Consider the following 16,378-nt stretch of genomic DNA (forward strand, 5'->3'; position numbering starts at 1 on the left):
AAAATGAGACCTACTATGCGTGATGTTGAGATCAGCTCATCAACGATTGCCGCTGCTTGCCCTGAAAAAACTACGCCATTGAGCTTGCGCAAGTGGATTGCGCACTTGTTCAAGCGGAAACGTAAGTATTACCTCATCAACGAACACTCGCCGGAATATTTGCTGCGCGATGTGGGTATCAAAGAGGGCAGACCAACCCATTTTGCCCGTGACGGACATAAGCTGCCTGAATGGTGATATTTTTTTGTTTTAACGCATTATTCCGCGCAAAACCGCTTCGCACTTTTGTTGGAAATGCTTTAGCCACTAACCACTGCAAAGCCACGCGCTTTCAGGCCACGCCGATCTTCGCGCAGATTGTCGATCAGACGCGACCGGCTTCCACCCAAATGCGATGTCATCAGAGTGGTGGCTTGAGACACGTTTCCTTCTCGCACCGCATCCAGAATGGCATGATGCTGTTGCCAGGCGCGCGCCAGCGCATCCGCATCGCGCACTTCAAGCCAGCGTGCGCGCGAAAGCCGCTGCATGGCATCGCGAACGCCACGGCTGAGAAATTCATTGCCCGAAAGTCGGGCAAGCTCGATGTGAAAATCCATCCCCACGCGATGCCACTCTTCACGCGAACGCGTCGCATCACAACTGTTGAGCATTTCAGCAATCGCATCGACCCCACTGCGATCTTCCATCGCGCAAGTGACCTTGAGGGCGGCAATCTCCAGTGCCTCGCGATAGACGCCGATCTGTTCAATCTCGGCGAGATTGATCGGTGAAACAGTCCAGCCGCGGCCTTCCCGTCCGACAAGTCCCTCGGCTTCAAGCCGTAAAAGCGCCGCTCGGATCGGCGTGCGCGAAGCATTGAACTGCGTCTCGATCCAGCGTTCAGTCAGCCGCTCGCCTGGTCCCAGTTCAAGCCCAAGGATCATATCGCGAAGCTGTTCTTCGACGTGCCGCATCTGTGACATCTGCATCCCAATTTTTCCGGTTGCCTGATTGACAACTTAATGTGTCAGGCGCATGTGTGTATTCCAAATTGGTATCCCAAAATGGAATACAAAACAACCGCACATTATTACAACGGAATAAACCATGAATACCCGGCATGCCGAAACAGGCGATAAGGCGGCAATTGGTGATGAAAACCACGAACGCTATTGGAAGCAGAATCTTTTCATCTGCCTCATTGGTTCATTCACCACGCTCATTGCCATGTCGCTGCTTCTGCCGTTCCTCCCGCTTTATGTGGCACAATTGGGCGTGGCCGACGAAGCTGCAATCGTGCAATGGTCGGGCATCGCCTATGGCGCGACCTTTCTCGCAGCCGCTATCGTGGCCCCCTTCTGGGGCAAGCTCGGTGACCTTTATGGCCGCAAGCTGATGCTGATCCGCGCAAGCCTTGGCATGGCGATTGCCATGTCGCTGATGGGCATGGTCACAGATATCTGGCAGCTGGTGGCGCTGCGCCTGTTTGTCGGCATTGCAGGCGGCTATTCCTCCGGCTCTATGATTCTCGTCGCAACCCAGACACCAAAGGACAAGACCGGCTGGGCACTGGGTGCACTTTCTGCTGGCATCATGGCTGGCAATCTGGCTGGCCCTTTGCTCGGTGGTGCACTTCCACCGCTGATCGGTATCCGCGCGACCTTCTGGCTGGCAGGCAGCGTGATCTTCCTGACCTTTCTTGCAACAACATTTCTGATCCGCGAAGATCGCAAACCACCCAAGCGAAACAACGAACAAAAGAAGCAATCGATATGGGCTTTAGTTCCCGACCGCAAACCCGTCATCGCCATGCTTGCGACCGGCATGTTGCTGATGTTTGCCAATATGTCGATTGAGCCGATCATCACCGTCTATGTGATGCAACTGATGGATGATCAGGCGAAGGTCACTCTGATTTCCGGTGTCGTCATGGCTGCGGCAGCGCTCGGCAGCATCCTGTCCGCCTCACGCCTTGGCCGCCTCGCAGATCGCATCGGCCATACTCGCGTCATTACCGGCGCATTGGCCATTGCAGCACTGTTGCTTATTCCCCAAGCCTTTGTGACCGAAGCCTGGCAGCTGATCGGTCTCCGCTTCCTGATGGGGTTGGCATTGGGCGGCCTTTTACCCTGCATCAGCAGCGTCATCCGGCACAATGTCCCTGACCGCGTAGCAGGCAGCGTGCTTGGACTTTCTGTTTCCGCCCAATATGTCGGGCAGGTTGCGGGTCCAGTGGCCGGTGGCTTTGTCGGCGGACAGTTTAGCATGCCCGCCGTATTTATTGCCACGTCAGTGCTCATGGGCCTCGGTGCGGCTTATAACTGGGGCGCTCTCAGGAACGGCGTTAGATAGAGTAACCACCATCAACGCTAAGCGCTGTTCCTGTCACCATTGATGATGCATCGGAAGCAAGGAACAGCGCAGCCTCGGCCACATCTTCAGGCTTGGAGAAGCGGCCAAGCGGAATGGTTTCTTTCAGATCTTTACGCGCCTGCGGCGTATCTTCCGTGAGAAAAAGCGCCAAAGCTTCGCCGTCGCTTTCAGCGGGGCAGATACAGTTGACGCGAATATTTTTCTCGGCCAGCTCAAGCGCCATCGCCTTGGTTGCGCTCACAACCCAGCCTTTGGATGCCGCAAACCATGTAAGCCCTTTGCGTGGGTGATTGGCCATCGCCGATGCCGTGTTGATAATCGCGCCGCTCCCCTGATGCTCCATGATCGGGGCAACGAGCAGCGTCGAATAATAGATCGCCTTCATATTAACGGCATTGATGAGATCGAAATTATGCTCATCCACATCCGTCAAAGGCATGTTACGGTGGGTGAAACCGGCATTGTTGACCATGATGTCGATACGACCAAACTTGTCGAATGCCGCGCGCGCCAGCCGCTCCATGTCATCTTTGCGCGAAACATCAGCCTGTACGGATAAAGCATTCTCGCCAATATCGGCTAACTCGTCTTCAAGGCGCTTCACATTGACATCCGCCAGCACGACTTTAGCGCCTTCAGCTGCAAATCGGCGCGCTATCGCAGAACCGAAACCCGATCCCGCACCTGTGATGATCGCAACCTTATCCTGCAGCCTTTTCATGTCATGCTCCTTTCGCGGATATTTATTAGAATCCGCCCGTCAAATCACTTCTATCGCATTATCTTGAACACGCTATATATGCATATGCCGTTAACCAGAGTCATAAGACACCTGTAATTGGCAACATTCGCGAGAATGTTATATTGGACGGTTGAATTTAAATCGATTAGATCGTAGACAAAGGCTGCGCGAAAATCGCAATCTGCTATTAGCGAAGTGATTTGCGTCAGAAGTGGAAGAGAGCAATATATGACCAGCCAGATAATACCGGTAGAGCCCTTCGATTGTATCGTTTTCGGCGGTTCCGGCGATCTTGCCGAACGCAAACTGATTCCTGCTCTGTACCAGCGCCAACGTGCAGGTCAGCTCAGTGAGCCAACACGTATCATCGGTGCATCGCGTAGCGCCATGACCGATGAGGAATATCGCAAATTTGCCCGTGATGCGATCAACGAGCATGTGAAAGCTTCCGAAATTGACGCCAAGGAAGTCGAGGCATTTATGGCTCGGCTGACCTATGTCGCAGTCGATGCGAAGTCGGAAGATGGTTGGGCTGCTCTGAAAGAGGCTATTGGCAAAAAGCCTGAAAAGATCCGCGCGTTTTATCTCGCAGTCAGCCCAACTTTGTTTGGTGACATCGCCAACCGTCTCAAGTCGCATGGCTTGATCACGCGCGATACGCGCATCATCGTTGAAAAGCCAATTGGCCGAGATCTCGAATCCGCCAATGCGCTTAATGACACCATCGGCAGCGTTTTCCGCGAAGACCAGATTTTCCGTATCGACCATTATCTGGGCAAGGAAACCGTCCAGAACCTGATGGCTCTGCGCTTTGCGAATGCACTTTATGAGCCATTGTGGAATTCTGCGCACGTTGACCACGTTCAGATTACGGTTGCCGAATCTGTCGGCCTTGAAGGTCGCGCGGGCTATTACAACACTGCTGGCGCATTGCGCGATATGGTGCAGAACCATATTCTGCAGCTTCTTTGCCTCGTCGCCATGGAGCCACCTTCGTCGCTCGAAGCCGATGCCGTCCATGACGAAAAGGTCAAGGTACTGCGTTCGCTCAAACCAATTACCTCGGCCAATGTCGAAGACGTGACGGTACGCGGCCAGTATCGCGCTGGCGCATCCGCAGGTGGTCCTGTTAAGGGCTACCTCGAAGACCTCGGCAGCGACGACAGCAACACCGAAACTTTTGTGGCGCTGAAGGCCGAAATCAACAACTGGCGTTGGGCTGGCGTTCCGTTTTACATGCGCACAGGCAAGCGCCTTGCGTCTCGTGTTTCGGAAATCGTCGTCACCTTTAAGCCGATCCCGTATTCGATCTTCGGAGAACATGCCGGCAAAGTTGTTGCCAACCAGCTTGTTATCCGTTTGCAGCCGGATGAAGGTGTCAAGCAGTGGCTGATGATCAAGGATCCAGGTCCGGGCGGGATGCGCCTTCGCCACGTTCCACTTGATATGAGCTTTGCTGAATCCTTCAATGAACGCAATCCTGATGCCTATGAGCGTCTGATCATGGACGTTGTACGTGGCAACCAGACACTCTTCATGCGCCGCGATGAAGTGGAAGCGGCATGGCGCTGGGTTGATCCGATCCTCAAGGGTTGGGAGGTGAACAACCAACAGGTTCAGGGCTACACGTCAGGCACCTGGGGACCGTCGTCTTCGATCGCTCTTATTGAGCGTGATGGTCGGACCTGGCACGAAAGCTGACAAAGCAAAGTCCGGGGACGTTGACAGACATTCCCGGATCAGTCTTTGTGCCACAAAATAAAGAGCGAGCGCGAATATCCGCAGAGATTGCGCTCGTTCCGGACGTTTGGACTTGAAAGGTACGGCATGAGCATCGAACGGCACGATTTTACCAGTGGAACAGAACTTGCGCAGGCGCTTTCTGAAGCAATTGCGAACAAGTTGGCTGCCGCTATTGCTGAGCGGGGGCAAGCGACACTTGCTGTTTCCGGCGGCACAACGCCGCTCAAGCTGTTCGACATCTTGTCCCGCAAAATGATTGACTGGACGCTTGTGACCATTACGCTCGTCGATGAGCGCTTTGTCGCACCAACCAACGAACGTTCCAACGAAAAGCTGGTGCGTGATCATCTGTTGCGTGATCATGCAGGTGTCGCGAAATTTGTCGGCCTTTATAATCCGGCTGCGACCGCAGAAACAGCAGCACTGGCGGCTGCCAGCCGTATTGATGCATTGCGTCGCCCGTTTGACGTCGTTGTGCTTGGCATGGGCAATGATGGGCACACAGCATCATTTTTCCCGAATGCCGACCGTCTTGATCAGGCGATTGATCCAAAGACCAAGGCTGTTGTTCTGCCAATTCATGCAGAAGGTGCAGGTGAAAAGCGCCTGACACTGACCCTGCCATTGCTGGTGGAAGCAGACATGCTGGTTCTGCATATTGAGGGTGCTGCCAAGCAGGCAACACTTGAAAAGGCACTTGCCAGCGACGACGAAAATGAAATGCCGGTTCGCGCCGTGTTCCATCACGCCCGCAAGCCGATACAACTTTATTGGACAAGCTAACGGTCTCATTGAACGCAGCAGTTTGCGTTTGGGACTGTGTTATAATCAACCACAGGCAAGCCTGGCATTTTCCAACAGGTGATACCCATGACAACGCAGACTGCGCATACCCGCATCAAGGCCATCACAGAGCGTATCGTTGAGCGCTCAAAGCCCACTCGAGAAGCCTATCTTGGACGTGTTCGTGATGCGGCCTCCCGCAAGCCACATCGCTCGATCCTTGGATGCGCCAATCTCGCCCACGGTTTTGCAGCCTGCGGCCCCAATGACAAGGCCGCCCTGACCGCCGATGTTGTCCCAAATCTCGGCATCATAACCGCTTATAATGACATGCTCTCAGCGCATCAGCCGTTTGAGACCTATCCCGATCTGATCCGCAAGGCTGCGCGTGACGCAGGTGGCGTGGCGCAGGTTGCAGGCGGCGTACCTGCCATGTGTGATGGTGTCACGCAGGGTTTTGCGGGCATGGAACTGTCACTGTTTTCGCGCGAAGTCATTGCCATGGCAACGGCTGTCGGCCTCTCACATGACATGTTCGACGCTGCCGTCTATCTGGGTGTCTGCGACAAGATTGTACCGGGGCTAATCGTCGGTGCCCTCACCTTTGGTCATCTGCCAGCGGTCTTCATTCCGGCAGGGCCTATGACAAGCGGTCTGCCGAATGACGAAAAAGCCAAGACCCGCCAGCTTTATGCGGAAGGTAAGGTTGGCCGCGCGGAATTGCTCGAATCTGAATCAAAATCCTATCACGGCCCCGGCACATGTACCTTCTATGGCACCGCCAACTCCAATCAGATGCTGATGGAGATCATGGGGCTGCACCTGCCCGGCTCGTCTTTCATCAATCCTGGCACACCGTTACGCGAAGCGCTGACCCGCGAAGCCACCAAGCGCGCCTTGGCGATTACTGCTTGCGGCAATGAATATACGCCCGTTGGCGAGATGCTGGACGAGCGGTCTTTCGTCAATGGTATCATTGGGTTGAACGCGACCGGCGGTTCGACAAACCATACGATCCACCTGATCGCCATGGCCGCAGCTGCCGGGATCAAACTGACATGGCAGGATATTTCGGAGATTTCTGACGTCGTGCCTTTACTGGCGCGCGTTTATCCAAACGGCCTCGCCGATGTGAACCATTTCCATGCAGCTGGCGGCATGGGCTTTTTGATCCGCGAATTACTCGACGGCGGCATTCTGCATGAAGATGTCCGCACTGTCTGGGGAGAAGGTTTGCGACCTTACGCAATCGAACCAAAACTTGGGCAAAATGGCACGGTTGTTCGCGAACCGGTTCCCGAAAAGAGCGGCGACGACAAGGTTCTGGCCAAGATCGGCGCGCCCTTCCAGCCCTCAGGCGGCATTAAGGTCCTGACCGGCAATATCGGTAATGCGATCATCAAGGTTTCAGCAGTGAAACCAGAGCGCCATGTCATTGAAGCATCGGCAAAAGTCTTCAACGATCAGGCCGAATTGCAAGCCGCATTCAAGGCTGGCGACCTCACCGGCGACTTTATCGCCGTTGTGCGCTATCAGGGGCCAAAAGCCAATGGCATGCCTGAGTTGCACAAACTGATGACTGTGCTTGGTATTTTGCAGGATCGCGGACAGCGCGTAGCGCTCGTCACCGATGGCCGTCTTTCCGGCGCATCCGGGAAGGTGCCATCGGCCATCCATGTGACACCGGAAGCACTCGATGGTGGCGCGATCGGAAAAATTTGCAATGGCGATATTGTTCGACTTGATGCCGTGAACGGAACTCTGGACGTGCTGATCAGTGATGCACTTCTTCATGAACGCATCGAACAGCGTCCCGACCTTTCAGCCAATGATCATGGTATGGGCCGTGAACTTTTCCGCGCCTTTCGAAGCATCGCCGGACGCGCCGATGAAGGTGCATCGGTGTTCTGAAAATCGAAAGGCCGCATCATCCATGCGGCCTTTCTTTTATTTTCAGAATACTGGCTTCTCAAATCCAACGCTGCGGCATGCGGCGGTTAAAGTGTTTGCCATCAGCATGGCGATGGTCATCGGACCAACCCCACCCGGAACTGGCGTAATGGCACCTGCCACCTTTTCCGCATCCACAAAATCGACATCGCCAACCAGACGCGTCTTCCCTTCGCCCCTTTCAGGTGCAGGAATGCGATTGATACCCACATCGATCACAGTCGCACCCGGCTTGATCCAGTCGCCCTTGACCATCTGCGGACGACCGACTGCTGCAACCAGAATATCGGCGGTGCGGGCAATCGCTGGCAGGTCTTTGGTACGGCTATGTGCAACCGTTACCGTCGCATTAGCAGCAAGCAGAAGGTTGAACATCGGCTTGCCAACGATATTGGAACGACCAATCACAACCGCATTGAGGCCCGAAAGATCGCGTCCATGAACGCGCTCAATCATGATCATCGCACCGGCTGGCGTACACGGCACGAAAGCCGTATCGACTTCGCCGGTGCCAAGCTTACCCACATTGATGAAATGGAAGCCGTCGACGTCTTTTTCCGGCGCGATTGTCTGGATCACACGGCCGGAATCAATGTGCTTTGGCAGCGGCAACTGTACCAGAATGCCATGAATGGCAGGATCGTTGTTGAGGCTGTCGATCAGATCCAGAAGCTCCTGCTCAGAAGCGTCTTCCGGGAGATCGTGCTGCACGGAAACAAAGCCGCATTCCTTGGCTTTTTTGCCCTTGGAAGCAACATAGACCTGACTTGCCGGGTCTTCACCGACAATCACCACCGCAATACCGGGAACCACGCCAGTTGCAGCCACGAGTTTTTCGGTCTCACGCTTCACCGTGGACACCACGTCCTCGGCGAGCTTCTTGCCGTCGATCAATTGGGCCATATCAATGCTCCGCTTTAAACAGGCGATGCCTTGGGATACATCGCCTTGATCCTGAAACCATGCCAATAAGCGTCATCGGCCAAGATGACAATCTCAGATTGGCCGAGTTTCAGGATAAAGTCGCAAAATGCCGGAGCGTGAAGGCTATTTCGTATAGCAGCGCGACGCTCACAAAAATCGCATGATAGCGCCGGTTATCCGTAAACATCGCAATAAGACTTGCGACAACCAACGCACCGACACGAATAGGATATTCAACCCCGTATAGCTGATAATGCTCCACGCCCTTGAGAAAGGTATCAACAACATCGGCAACATATACCAGCGCCAGAATGCCAAAGAACCATTTGCGCCGCGAAATGAAATAATCACGATAGCCGGTATATTCCCCCATATCGTCAGGAAAAAGCAGCGTGCAGAGCAGAAAATAAAGCCCTGCATAAAAAATGACGAAGAAATATTTCTCGAACGTCCACACATGAACGGCACGCAAATTGAACTCGAACCACCAGAAATGGATAACCGAGAGCAGAATAAAGCCCACCCATGCCAGATGCACAGGATAGATTTTCTGTTTGCCCGGATGCTGAATAAAACGGGCAAATCCTGTCAGAAGACGCGACACACACAGGCCAAGGATAATGCCAATAATGATGCGGACATGCGTGAAGGCCTCTGCAGGCGGCACACCTGTTGTAAGCGATGGATCCATTATTCCCTCAAATCCAGCTTTTACCGAATGAAAGCGTGTTGTGTGTTATTCTCGTCATATAACACGTTTTAACTCTTGGTTTGACGCATGTCTTTAATCCAAAATCGGTCCCCGCTTTTAGGAGACATGCTTTATTTCTATAAAATAAGAGCGCTCAATAAATCACGATAAAATTATAAATATACAGTTCATTTCAAACACGCCGTTTTTGCTACAAGCCTTGCGAATTGCTGTCGGTGGAGGCTATACCCGAAAACATATCAATTTAATCAGGGCGGAACTTTCTCATGCAGGACACAGTCATTCTCGTTGGTTGCGGCAATATGGGCTTTGCCATGCTCAAAGGCTGGCTCGACAGCGGGATTCTACAAGCTGAGAATGTGCATGTGGTTGAGCCTTCAGAAACCCTTCAGACGCGGGCAGCGCTTGCCGGTGTGAATGCCTGCTCAAGCGCCGGCTCGCTCCCTGATAACCTTAACCCACGTATGGTGCTGGTTGCCGTCAAGCCACAGGTTATGGGCGATGTACTGCCGGCTTATAAGCGCTTTGCACCCAATGCCACTTTTGTCAGCGTGGCTGCTGGCATTCCAGTTTCATTTTTCGAACAGCATCTGGGTAGCGATGCAAAAATCATGCGCTGTATGCCAAATACGCCTGCCGCAATTGGTAAAGGCATGCTTGTCACCTTCAAAAACACAAATGTTAGTGACGATGATGCAGCATTCGTAAAAAGCCTGCTCAAAACATCCGGTAAGGTTGCAAGCATTGACGATGAAGCACAGATGGATGCCGTGACTGCCGTTTCCGGCTCTGGCCCTGCTTATGTATTCCACTTCATTGAAGCCTTGACCGATGCTGGCGTGACCGCCGGTCTTCCGCGCGAAACGGCAGCGCTTCTTGCCATGCAAACCGTGATGGGTGCGGGAGCGCTGGCTGCCTCCAGCAGCGACAGCCCAACGAAATTGCGCGAGCAGGTCACAAGCCCCAATGGCACAACAGCCGCAGCGCTAGATGTTTTGATGGGTGAAAACCGCCTCAAGAACCTTGTAACAGAAGCGGTTGAAGCTGCGCGCAACCGTTCTATTGAGCTGGGAAAGGCTTAAACCAATATTTTCGGCACCGCTTCTATCAATGCTTTCGTAACAGGCATGTGCGGTGCCGCAATCAATTCCTGCATCGGACGGCACTCAACAATCCGCCCTTGCTCCATCACAGCAATCTGATCAGCCATTTGTGCCGCAACGGCCAGATCATGCGTGATAAAAAGATAGGCTGTGCCCTCGGTCTTCTGTATCTCCAGCAACAATTTCAGAATTGCGCCTCGCACCGTCACATCAAGCGCAGACACCGCTTCATCCAGGACAATGAGCGATGGCCTTGTTGCAAGCGCCCGTGCAATCGCCACACGCTGACGCTGCCCACCGGAAATCTCATGCACGCCGCGTTTGCTCAGTTCAGGATCAAGCCCAACCTTTTTCAAAAGCTCTGAAATATCCCGTGTTATCCCATGAATACGCAGCGGCTCGCGCAGCAGATCATAGACCGTTGCGCGTGGATTAAAAGCAGAGAGCGGGTCCTGAAACACCATCTGCAATCGCGCGCGGCGCTTTCTGAGTTCGCCCCCTTTGAGGGCAAGCCAGTCTTCATCTTCAAACTGAACCGAACCCGTTTCAAGGGGATGCAGCCTTAACAGCGCACGCGCCAATGTCGATTTACCGCTGCCCGAAGGCCCCACCAGCGCCAGCGTTTCACCGGCCTTAATCGCGAGATTTATATGATCGAGCGCCAGCTTATCGCCATAGCGCGCGGTCACGTCGCTCGCCTGTAACAACGCTCTATCCATGCTGAGGCTCCAGCACGGGGACGGCTGCAATCAGCGCTTTCGTGTAATCGCTCTGCGGCGTGGTAACAATTGTGCGCGCTGAACCGCATTCCACCAGTTCACCATGGCGGAAAACGGCGATGCGATCCGCCAGATTGGAAGCCAGTGCAATATCGTGCGTGATAAAAATCAGCGTCATGCCATTGGCCTTAACCAAGGCACGCAGCAGTGCCACGATTTCCCGTTGCACAATGGTATCGAGCGCACTGGTCGGTTCATCCGCAATCAGAATATAAGGGTTTGCAGCCATGGCGAGCGCTATGGCGATGCGCTGCTTTTGCCCACCGGAAAACTGATGCGGATAGCGTAAAAAACTGAGTTCGGGAACAGGTATATGAACCCGCTCTAACAGATTTATTGCTTTATCTTTTGCAGCATTCCGATCTATGCTTTCATGAGCCCGAATCGTTTCAATCAATTGGGCCCCAACACGCATCAAGGGGTCAAAGCTTGAAGCGGGGTCCTGAAACACGAAGCCCACATCACGCCCCTGCTTTGGGGTTCCACCCGGCCATTGGATCGCGCCTGAAGTGCAAGCATTAAGAGGCAACAGACGGGCCAGCGCCAAAGCAAACGTACTTTTTCCAGAACCGCTTTCGCCGATAATGGCAAGCGTTTCGCCCTTATTGATATCCAGACTGATATTGTGCAGCGCATGATCCCGACCATAACGCACACCGAAATTGGTTATATGGGCAAGCACACTCATGTCTGTACCTCCCGCCGCGATGCAGCATTGGTGATGCCTTCGCCTGCGAGATAGACCCCCACGACCGTGAACGCCAGTGCCATCCCCGGCAGAATAGACAGCCATGGGGACGAGCGCAAAACCGTGCGGCCCTCGGCAATCATACCGCCCCACGTCACGCGATTGGGATCGCCAAGCCCCAGAAATGAAAGTGCTGCTTCAATCAAAATGGCAGAGGCGACAATGACCGGCACAAGCGCCAGCACCGGCGGCAAAGCATTGGGCAGGATTTGCCGGAATGCGATTTCCAGCGGGTGCATACCGATCACACGGCTTGCGGCTACGTAATCGCTCTCGCGGATTGACAGCACTTGTCCGCGCGTCAGGCGTGCGACCTGCGTCCAGCTTGAAAGCGCAATCGCTGCAACCAGCACAGGCAACGAAGGCCCGGCAATGCTGACCAAGGCAAGCGCCAGTAAAAAACCCGGAATGGTCTGGAAAGCTTCTGTTATGCGCATCAACACTTCATCAACCAGCCCCCCGACAAAACCTGCCAATGTGCCGACAACACTGCCAATCAGGATGGATACCGCCGCTGCGGCCAGCCCCACGATCAGCGATGTGCGACTTGCGTGGAATAGCTCGGCCAGTACATCACGACCCAGCCGATCCGTTCCAAACGGGAAGGATGCATTGTCGAAAGGCGCAAGCATCGGCGTTGCAACAATGCGCAAAGGATCACCGGGAAAGAGCAATGGCGCAAAGAGTGCTGCGGCGATCAGCACGAGCAGAATAATCGCGCCTGCAATGCCTTCTCCTGAACTGAAATAACGCCTGCCCCCATTCATTGTCGGACCTTTCCGGCAGATATGCGCGGATCAAGCCAGAGATAGAGAAGATCAACGACGAAATTGACCAAGATCACCATAATGGCGCTGGTCAAAATGACGCCCAGCAGCAGAGGCGTATCACGGCTTGCCACCGCCTCCTGCGCGAGCCGACCGAGGCCAGGAACCGCAAAAACGCTTTCAATCACCACACTGCCGCCCAGCATGGACGCAGCTTGCAGCCCAAGCATAGTGACCAGTGGAAGGAGTGCATTGCGCACGACATGGCACAACACGATACGCGGGTGAGATATGCCTCGCGCTTTCAGTGCGCGGACGAAATCCATACGCCAAATCTCAACCATCGAAGCACGCGTGACACGCAGATAAAGAGCCAGATAAATCAGGGCCAGCGAGACAACCGGCAGCACAAGATGACGCGCTATATCAAGTCCACGCGCAAGACCTTCCTTGCCGGAAGCAATCGTCTCTATGCCGCTTGAAGGCAGCCAGCGCAGCCGGATCGAAAACAGGATGACCAGCACAAGCGCCAGCCAGAAACCGGGAATGGCATAAAGCACAAGCGAAGCAACGGACAAAAAACGGTCGCGAAAACTTGCGGGCTTTGTACCGGCCACTATACCCAGAGCAGAACCCACAACAAAGGACAGCGCGGTGGCTGCGCCCATCAACAAAAGCGTATTGGGCAAACGTTCAAGAATGACATCCAGAATAGGACGGTTAAAACTGACCGACCAACCAAGATTTCCCTGTAAAAGCGCTGTAAGATAGGCCGTGAGCCTATGCCATATAGACTGATCAAGCCCCCAACGCGCACGCATGTCCGCAATAGCAACCGCATCACCACCAAAGCTCACAGCATAGGCATCGACCGCATCTCCCGGTGCTGTTTCCAGCATCAGAAAACAGCCTATAATAACAATCAGCAGCACCATCAGGCTGCCGATCAGTCGTTTTCTGAGAAGCAACAGAAGCTGCGTCACTGTTTAATCCAGCTATCGGCCCAATTGGAGACAGCCCAGCGCGGATTGTTGGCAACATTCTGCACGCGATCATTGGCAACAGTAATGAAGCCCCATTCAGCCACATTGATGAGCGGCAGATCGGCTTCCACCAATTGCTGAAACTGGTGATAAAGTGCCGTGCGCTCCTTCTCATCAATCTCATGTGCTGCTTTGGCAATCACCGCATCCAACTCAGCATTGGCGTAACCACCCTGATTGGAGAACGGAACACCCGAAGCAATGCCGCTTTCAACCAGAATGGTCGTCGAAATGGCGGGGTCTCCACGATAGACAGTCGGCGCAATCGCAAGATCAAAATCGTGGTCCGTATAAACCGCCTTTTGATGCGCCGCTGAGTCATTGTTGACAATACGCGCATCAATGCCAATCTCTGCAAGTGCTTGTCTAAGATAATCCCCGAACTGTCTGGTTTCATTGAAATAAGGTGCGGGCAATAACTTGAGTACAAAACGGTTTCCATCCTTGCCGCGCTTATAACCGGCCTCATCCAGAAGTGCATTAGCCTTCGCTATATCGAAAGGATAAGCGGTCACATCACGCGTATAAAACTGGCTGTCATATTGGGGAACCGGCCCGGTCGAAGGCTTGGCATAGCCCATGAAAATCGTTTTCACCACCAAATCGCGATCAATCGCATGCGCGATTGCCTGACGGACTTTAAGGTCTGAGAGTTCCTTGCGGCGATGATTGATTTCGACGACCAACTGATAGGTCAGCGCCTCATAGCCCTTGGAAATGACACGCAGCCCCGGCACTTTTGAGATGCGGTCGAGATCAGCCAGAGGGACCGCGGAGAATGCTGCAAGGTCAATTTCCTCCGCTTCCAGCGCGCCTGCGGCGGCGGCACGGTCCGGCAGCACACGATAGATGATTTCGTCAAGATAAGGCTCGCCATCGCCCCAATAGTCATCATTCTTCGTCAGGCGATAATATTCGCCCGTCTTGTGCTCGGCATATTTGAACGGGCCTGTGCCAATCAGCTTCTCATTGGCAGGGTTGGCGGCAATGTCGGTACCATCAAACACATGTTTGGGCAAAACGGCAGTCAATGCCGGCAACGCATTGCGAATGAGCTGAAACGGGGTTGGCTCGCTGAAATGGAAGATCGCCGTATATTCATCCGGCGTCTCAACCTTCTCAAGCGCCTTGAACACGACGCGGCCGAGATTTTGCAGTGGTTTCCAGACCTGCATGGCAGAAAACGCCACATCCGCCGCGGTAAACGGCTGACCATCATGCCATTTGACGCCCTCTCGCAGATGGAAAGTCGCAGTCAGACCATCAGCAGAGCCTTCCCAACTGGTTGCAAGGCGTGGTTCAAGGCCATTTTGACCGTCAAACGATGCTTCCGCCAAAGGCTCAATCACTTTGCTCGCCACGAAGAAAACACCGTTGGAGGCAACAATGGCCGGATTGAGATTACGCGGCTCGGAATCTGCGGCGACGACCAGTCGTCCGCCATTTTGCGGTGTATCTTCGGCACTTGCCCAATGGGGCAAAAGCGGCAATGCCGCAAGCGAAGTCGAACCAATAAGAAATGCTCTGCGCGATGCAACAAACCGAGCCATATCACTGCCTCTGAAATTCAATTCCCTATGTATTTGTCTACACCGGACCTAAACAAATTGCAGGGCAAATCCTGTCGCAGTGGCAATAAATAACGAAAACTGTTTCTGTTTTGGAAAAGATCTGCATCCCGAAAGCTAATCAACAGGCAACTCTCTGCGAGACCAGTCTTTTTTAGGAACCGTGCCACCAATCGCATACTGGAACGACGAGACCGCCATATCTTTTGGATTAATGGTGCAATCGAAATCCAGATTGTACCATTTTGCACGACTTCGAAAGGCACCTCCAGACATCTTCAAACTCGTCTCTGTCAGCGCTCCACCTGTTCGGGCCATCATATCAGGCACGATGTCCGGTCGATGATGCCGGATTTGCTCCAAGGCCTCAATGCCACAAATCTGTATGACACGATCTGTCGGAGAAAGCTTTCCTAAAGCCTGTTTCACACGCGGATTTGCAAGAGCATCTTTTGAGTAGATTTTCTTAGCCTTGATCATAGGCGCGTCCTGCTTTTTCAAGTCAGCTAGGCTGGAAGATGATTTTTCAGTGCTCAGAACTGGCTCGCCACCAAACGTCTTCTCCTGAAACCTTTCCGATACCCCATCAACTGGTTGAGGCCTATCAACCCCTTGCTGTTCAGACGCCCTGTTCGGCTCGGTTTTGGTGTTTTCTTTCTTATCATCTGAAGCCGTTTCAAACGCTTTATAGGGCGCGGCAGCCTTATCCTTAGTGGCAGAATTTTTCTCTTGAGCAGGTGATGGGCTGTCTGATGGCGGCGGAACCAGCTCGACTTTCACGTCCTCAGGCTGGACGGAATGCGTTGACATTGGAAATGTGAACAATAGCAGCGCAAGGACTGCACCATGCAATCCAACCGAGACCAGACCACCCAACAATGTGTCTTTGTCCACCACCGATGATCAGTCCTTCCTCCCACGATAATGAGGGATAGTGTCAGAAAAAATTCAACCATAGAACCAGAACTGTTTTTCCCTTTCGAGCTTTATAAAAGAAATTTTCTCCTTGCCAAACACCCTCCCTTGCATAGATCATGGTTAATTATGTGTTGTCGTATTTCGTGAAGGAAAACTGATACGGCACACAGCCAAAGAGCCGAAATCTGCTCTTTTGAACTGCATTTGCGGAGTTCTGTATCGAAGTTTCTGTTAATGCCTTTA

The 16,378-nt window shown here is 53.4% G+C and carries 16 protein-coding genes; 6 read left to right on the top strand and 10 right to left on the bottom strand.

Going from position 1 to position 16,378, the window contains the following annotated elements; genetic code table 11:
• Window positions 1-15 precede the first annotated feature (15 nt).
• Window positions 16-237, top strand: a complete 222-nt coding sequence (locus tag ABE527_RS10465; protein ID WP_499696886.1) for a hypothetical protein — start codon at window positions 16-18, stop codon at window positions 235-237.
• A 62-nt stretch (window positions 238-299) separates the two neighbouring features.
• Here ABE527_RS10465 and ABE527_RS10470 read toward each other — a convergent pair whose 3' ends face one another.
• The gene (locus ABE527_RS10470; protein WP_499693909.1) at window positions 300-965 is read right to left on the bottom strand and encodes a GntR family transcriptional regulator; all 666 of its coding nucleotides are present in this window, start codon (window positions 963-965) and stop codon (window positions 300-302) included.
• 124 nt (window positions 966-1,089) lie between these two features.
• Between ABE527_RS10470 and ABE527_RS10475 the strand changes: the two genes are divergently transcribed.
• Window positions 1,090-2,334: a multidrug efflux MFS transporter gene (locus tag ABE527_RS10475; protein WP_499696887.1), complete on the top strand. Its 1,245-nt coding sequence runs from the start codon at window positions 1,090-1,092 to the stop codon at window positions 2,332-2,334.
• On the opposite strand, the gene ABE527_RS10480 is transcribed toward ABE527_RS10475, so the two are convergent.
• Complete coding sequence (locus ABE527_RS10480; protein WP_265984421.1) at window positions 2,327-3,076, bottom strand: SDR family oxidoreductase; 750 nt, start codon at window positions 3,074-3,076, stop codon at window positions 2,327-2,329. The genes ABE527_RS10475 and ABE527_RS10480 overlap by 8 nt on opposite strands.
• 249 nt (window positions 3,077-3,325) lie before the next feature.
• Here ABE527_RS10480 and zwf point away from each other — a divergent pair, with 249 nt between their 5' ends.
• The 3 genes from zwf to edd all read left to right on the top strand — a co-directional run bounded on the left by zwf (window position 3,326) and on the right by edd (window position 7,534).
• The gene (zwf, locus tag ABE527_RS10485) at window positions 3,326-4,798 is read left to right on the top strand and encodes a glucose-6-phosphate dehydrogenase (protein WP_499696888.1); all 1,473 of its coding nucleotides are present in this window, start codon (window positions 3,326-3,328) and stop codon (window positions 4,796-4,798) included.
• A 126-nt stretch (window positions 4,799-4,924) separates the two neighbouring features.
• A complete protein-coding gene (pgl, locus tag ABE527_RS10490; RefSeq protein WP_265984424.1) occupies window positions 4,925-5,623 on the top strand; it encodes a 6-phosphogluconolactonase in 699 nt (232 codons plus the stop codon).
• 87 nt (window positions 5,624-5,710) lie between these two features.
• Window positions 5,711-7,534 carry a phosphogluconate dehydratase gene (edd, locus tag ABE527_RS10495; RefSeq protein ID WP_499696889.1) on the top strand — a complete coding sequence of 608 codons (1,824 nt, stop codon included), beginning with the start codon at window positions 5,711-5,713 and terminating at the stop codon, window positions 7,532-7,534.
• 42 nt (window positions 7,535-7,576) lie between these two features.
• On the opposite strand, the gene folD is transcribed toward edd, so the two are convergent.
• Both folD and ABE527_RS10505 read right to left on the bottom strand, forming a co-directional pair.
• Window positions 7,577-8,476 (bottom strand): bifunctional methylenetetrahydrofolate dehydrogenase/methenyltetrahydrofolate cyclohydrolase FolD, encoded by a 900-nt coding sequence (gene folD / locus ABE527_RS10500; RefSeq protein ID WP_265984427.1) that lies wholly within the window; start codon window positions 8,474-8,476, stop codon window positions 7,577-7,579.
• 109 nt (window positions 8,477-8,585) lie between these two features.
• Window positions 8,586-9,188 carry a hypothetical protein gene (locus ABE527_RS10505; protein WP_265984428.1) on the bottom strand — a complete coding sequence of 201 codons (603 nt, stop codon included), beginning with the start codon at window positions 9,186-9,188 and terminating at the stop codon, window positions 8,586-8,588.
• Window positions 9,189-9,475: 287 nt separating this feature from the next.
• Between ABE527_RS10505 and proC the strand changes: the two genes are divergently transcribed.
• The gene (gene proC, locus ABE527_RS10510) at window positions 9,476-10,291 is read left to right on the top strand and encodes a pyrroline-5-carboxylate reductase (protein WP_265984429.1); all 816 of its coding nucleotides are present in this window, start codon (window positions 9,476-9,478) and stop codon (window positions 10,289-10,291) included.
• On the opposite strand, the gene ABE527_RS10515 is transcribed toward proC, so the two are convergent.
• From ABE527_RS10515 to ABE527_RS10540, 6 genes are all read right to left on the bottom strand, one after another.
• Window positions 10,288-11,031, bottom strand: a complete 744-nt coding sequence (locus ABE527_RS10515; RefSeq protein WP_499696890.1) for an ABC transporter ATP-binding protein — start codon at window positions 11,029-11,031, stop codon at window positions 10,288-10,290. The genes proC and ABE527_RS10515 overlap by 4 nt on opposite strands.
• The gene (locus ABE527_RS10520; protein ID WP_499696891.1) at window positions 11,024-11,779 is read right to left on the bottom strand and encodes an ABC transporter ATP-binding protein; all 756 of its coding nucleotides are present in this window, start codon (window positions 11,777-11,779) and stop codon (window positions 11,024-11,026) included. Before ABE527_RS10520 ends, ABE527_RS10515 begins: the two co-directional genes overlap by 8 nt.
• Window positions 11,776-12,606 (bottom strand): ABC transporter permease, encoded by an 831-nt coding sequence (locus tag ABE527_RS10525; RefSeq protein WP_499696892.1) that lies wholly within the window; start codon window positions 12,604-12,606, stop codon window positions 11,776-11,778. The genes ABE527_RS10520 and ABE527_RS10525 overlap by 4 nt, the downstream gene beginning before the upstream one ends.
• Window positions 12,603-13,589 carry an ABC transporter permease gene (locus ABE527_RS10530; RefSeq protein WP_499696893.1) on the bottom strand — a complete coding sequence of 329 codons (987 nt, stop codon included), beginning with the start codon at window positions 13,587-13,589 and terminating at the stop codon, window positions 12,603-12,605. The genes ABE527_RS10525 and ABE527_RS10530 overlap by 4 nt, the downstream gene beginning before the upstream one ends.
• Window positions 13,586-15,199, bottom strand: coding sequence for an ABC transporter substrate-binding protein (locus ABE527_RS10535; RefSeq protein ID WP_499696894.1), 1,614 nt, complete (start codon window positions 15,197-15,199; stop codon window positions 13,586-13,588). Before ABE527_RS10535 ends, ABE527_RS10530 begins: the two co-directional genes overlap by 4 nt.
• A gap of 135 nt (window positions 15,200-15,334) precedes the next feature.
• Entirely contained in the window at window positions 15,335-16,114 is a 780-nt protein-coding gene (locus ABE527_RS10540) for a DUF930 domain-containing protein (RefSeq protein ID WP_499696895.1), read from the bottom strand.
• Window positions 16,115-16,378: the final 264 nt, after the last annotated feature.

The sequence above is a fragment of the Brucella sp. TWI432 genome (genome assembly GCF_039674445.1).
Lineage (GTDB): Bacteria > Pseudomonadota > Alphaproteobacteria > Rhizobiales > Rhizobiaceae > Brucella > Brucella chromiisoli.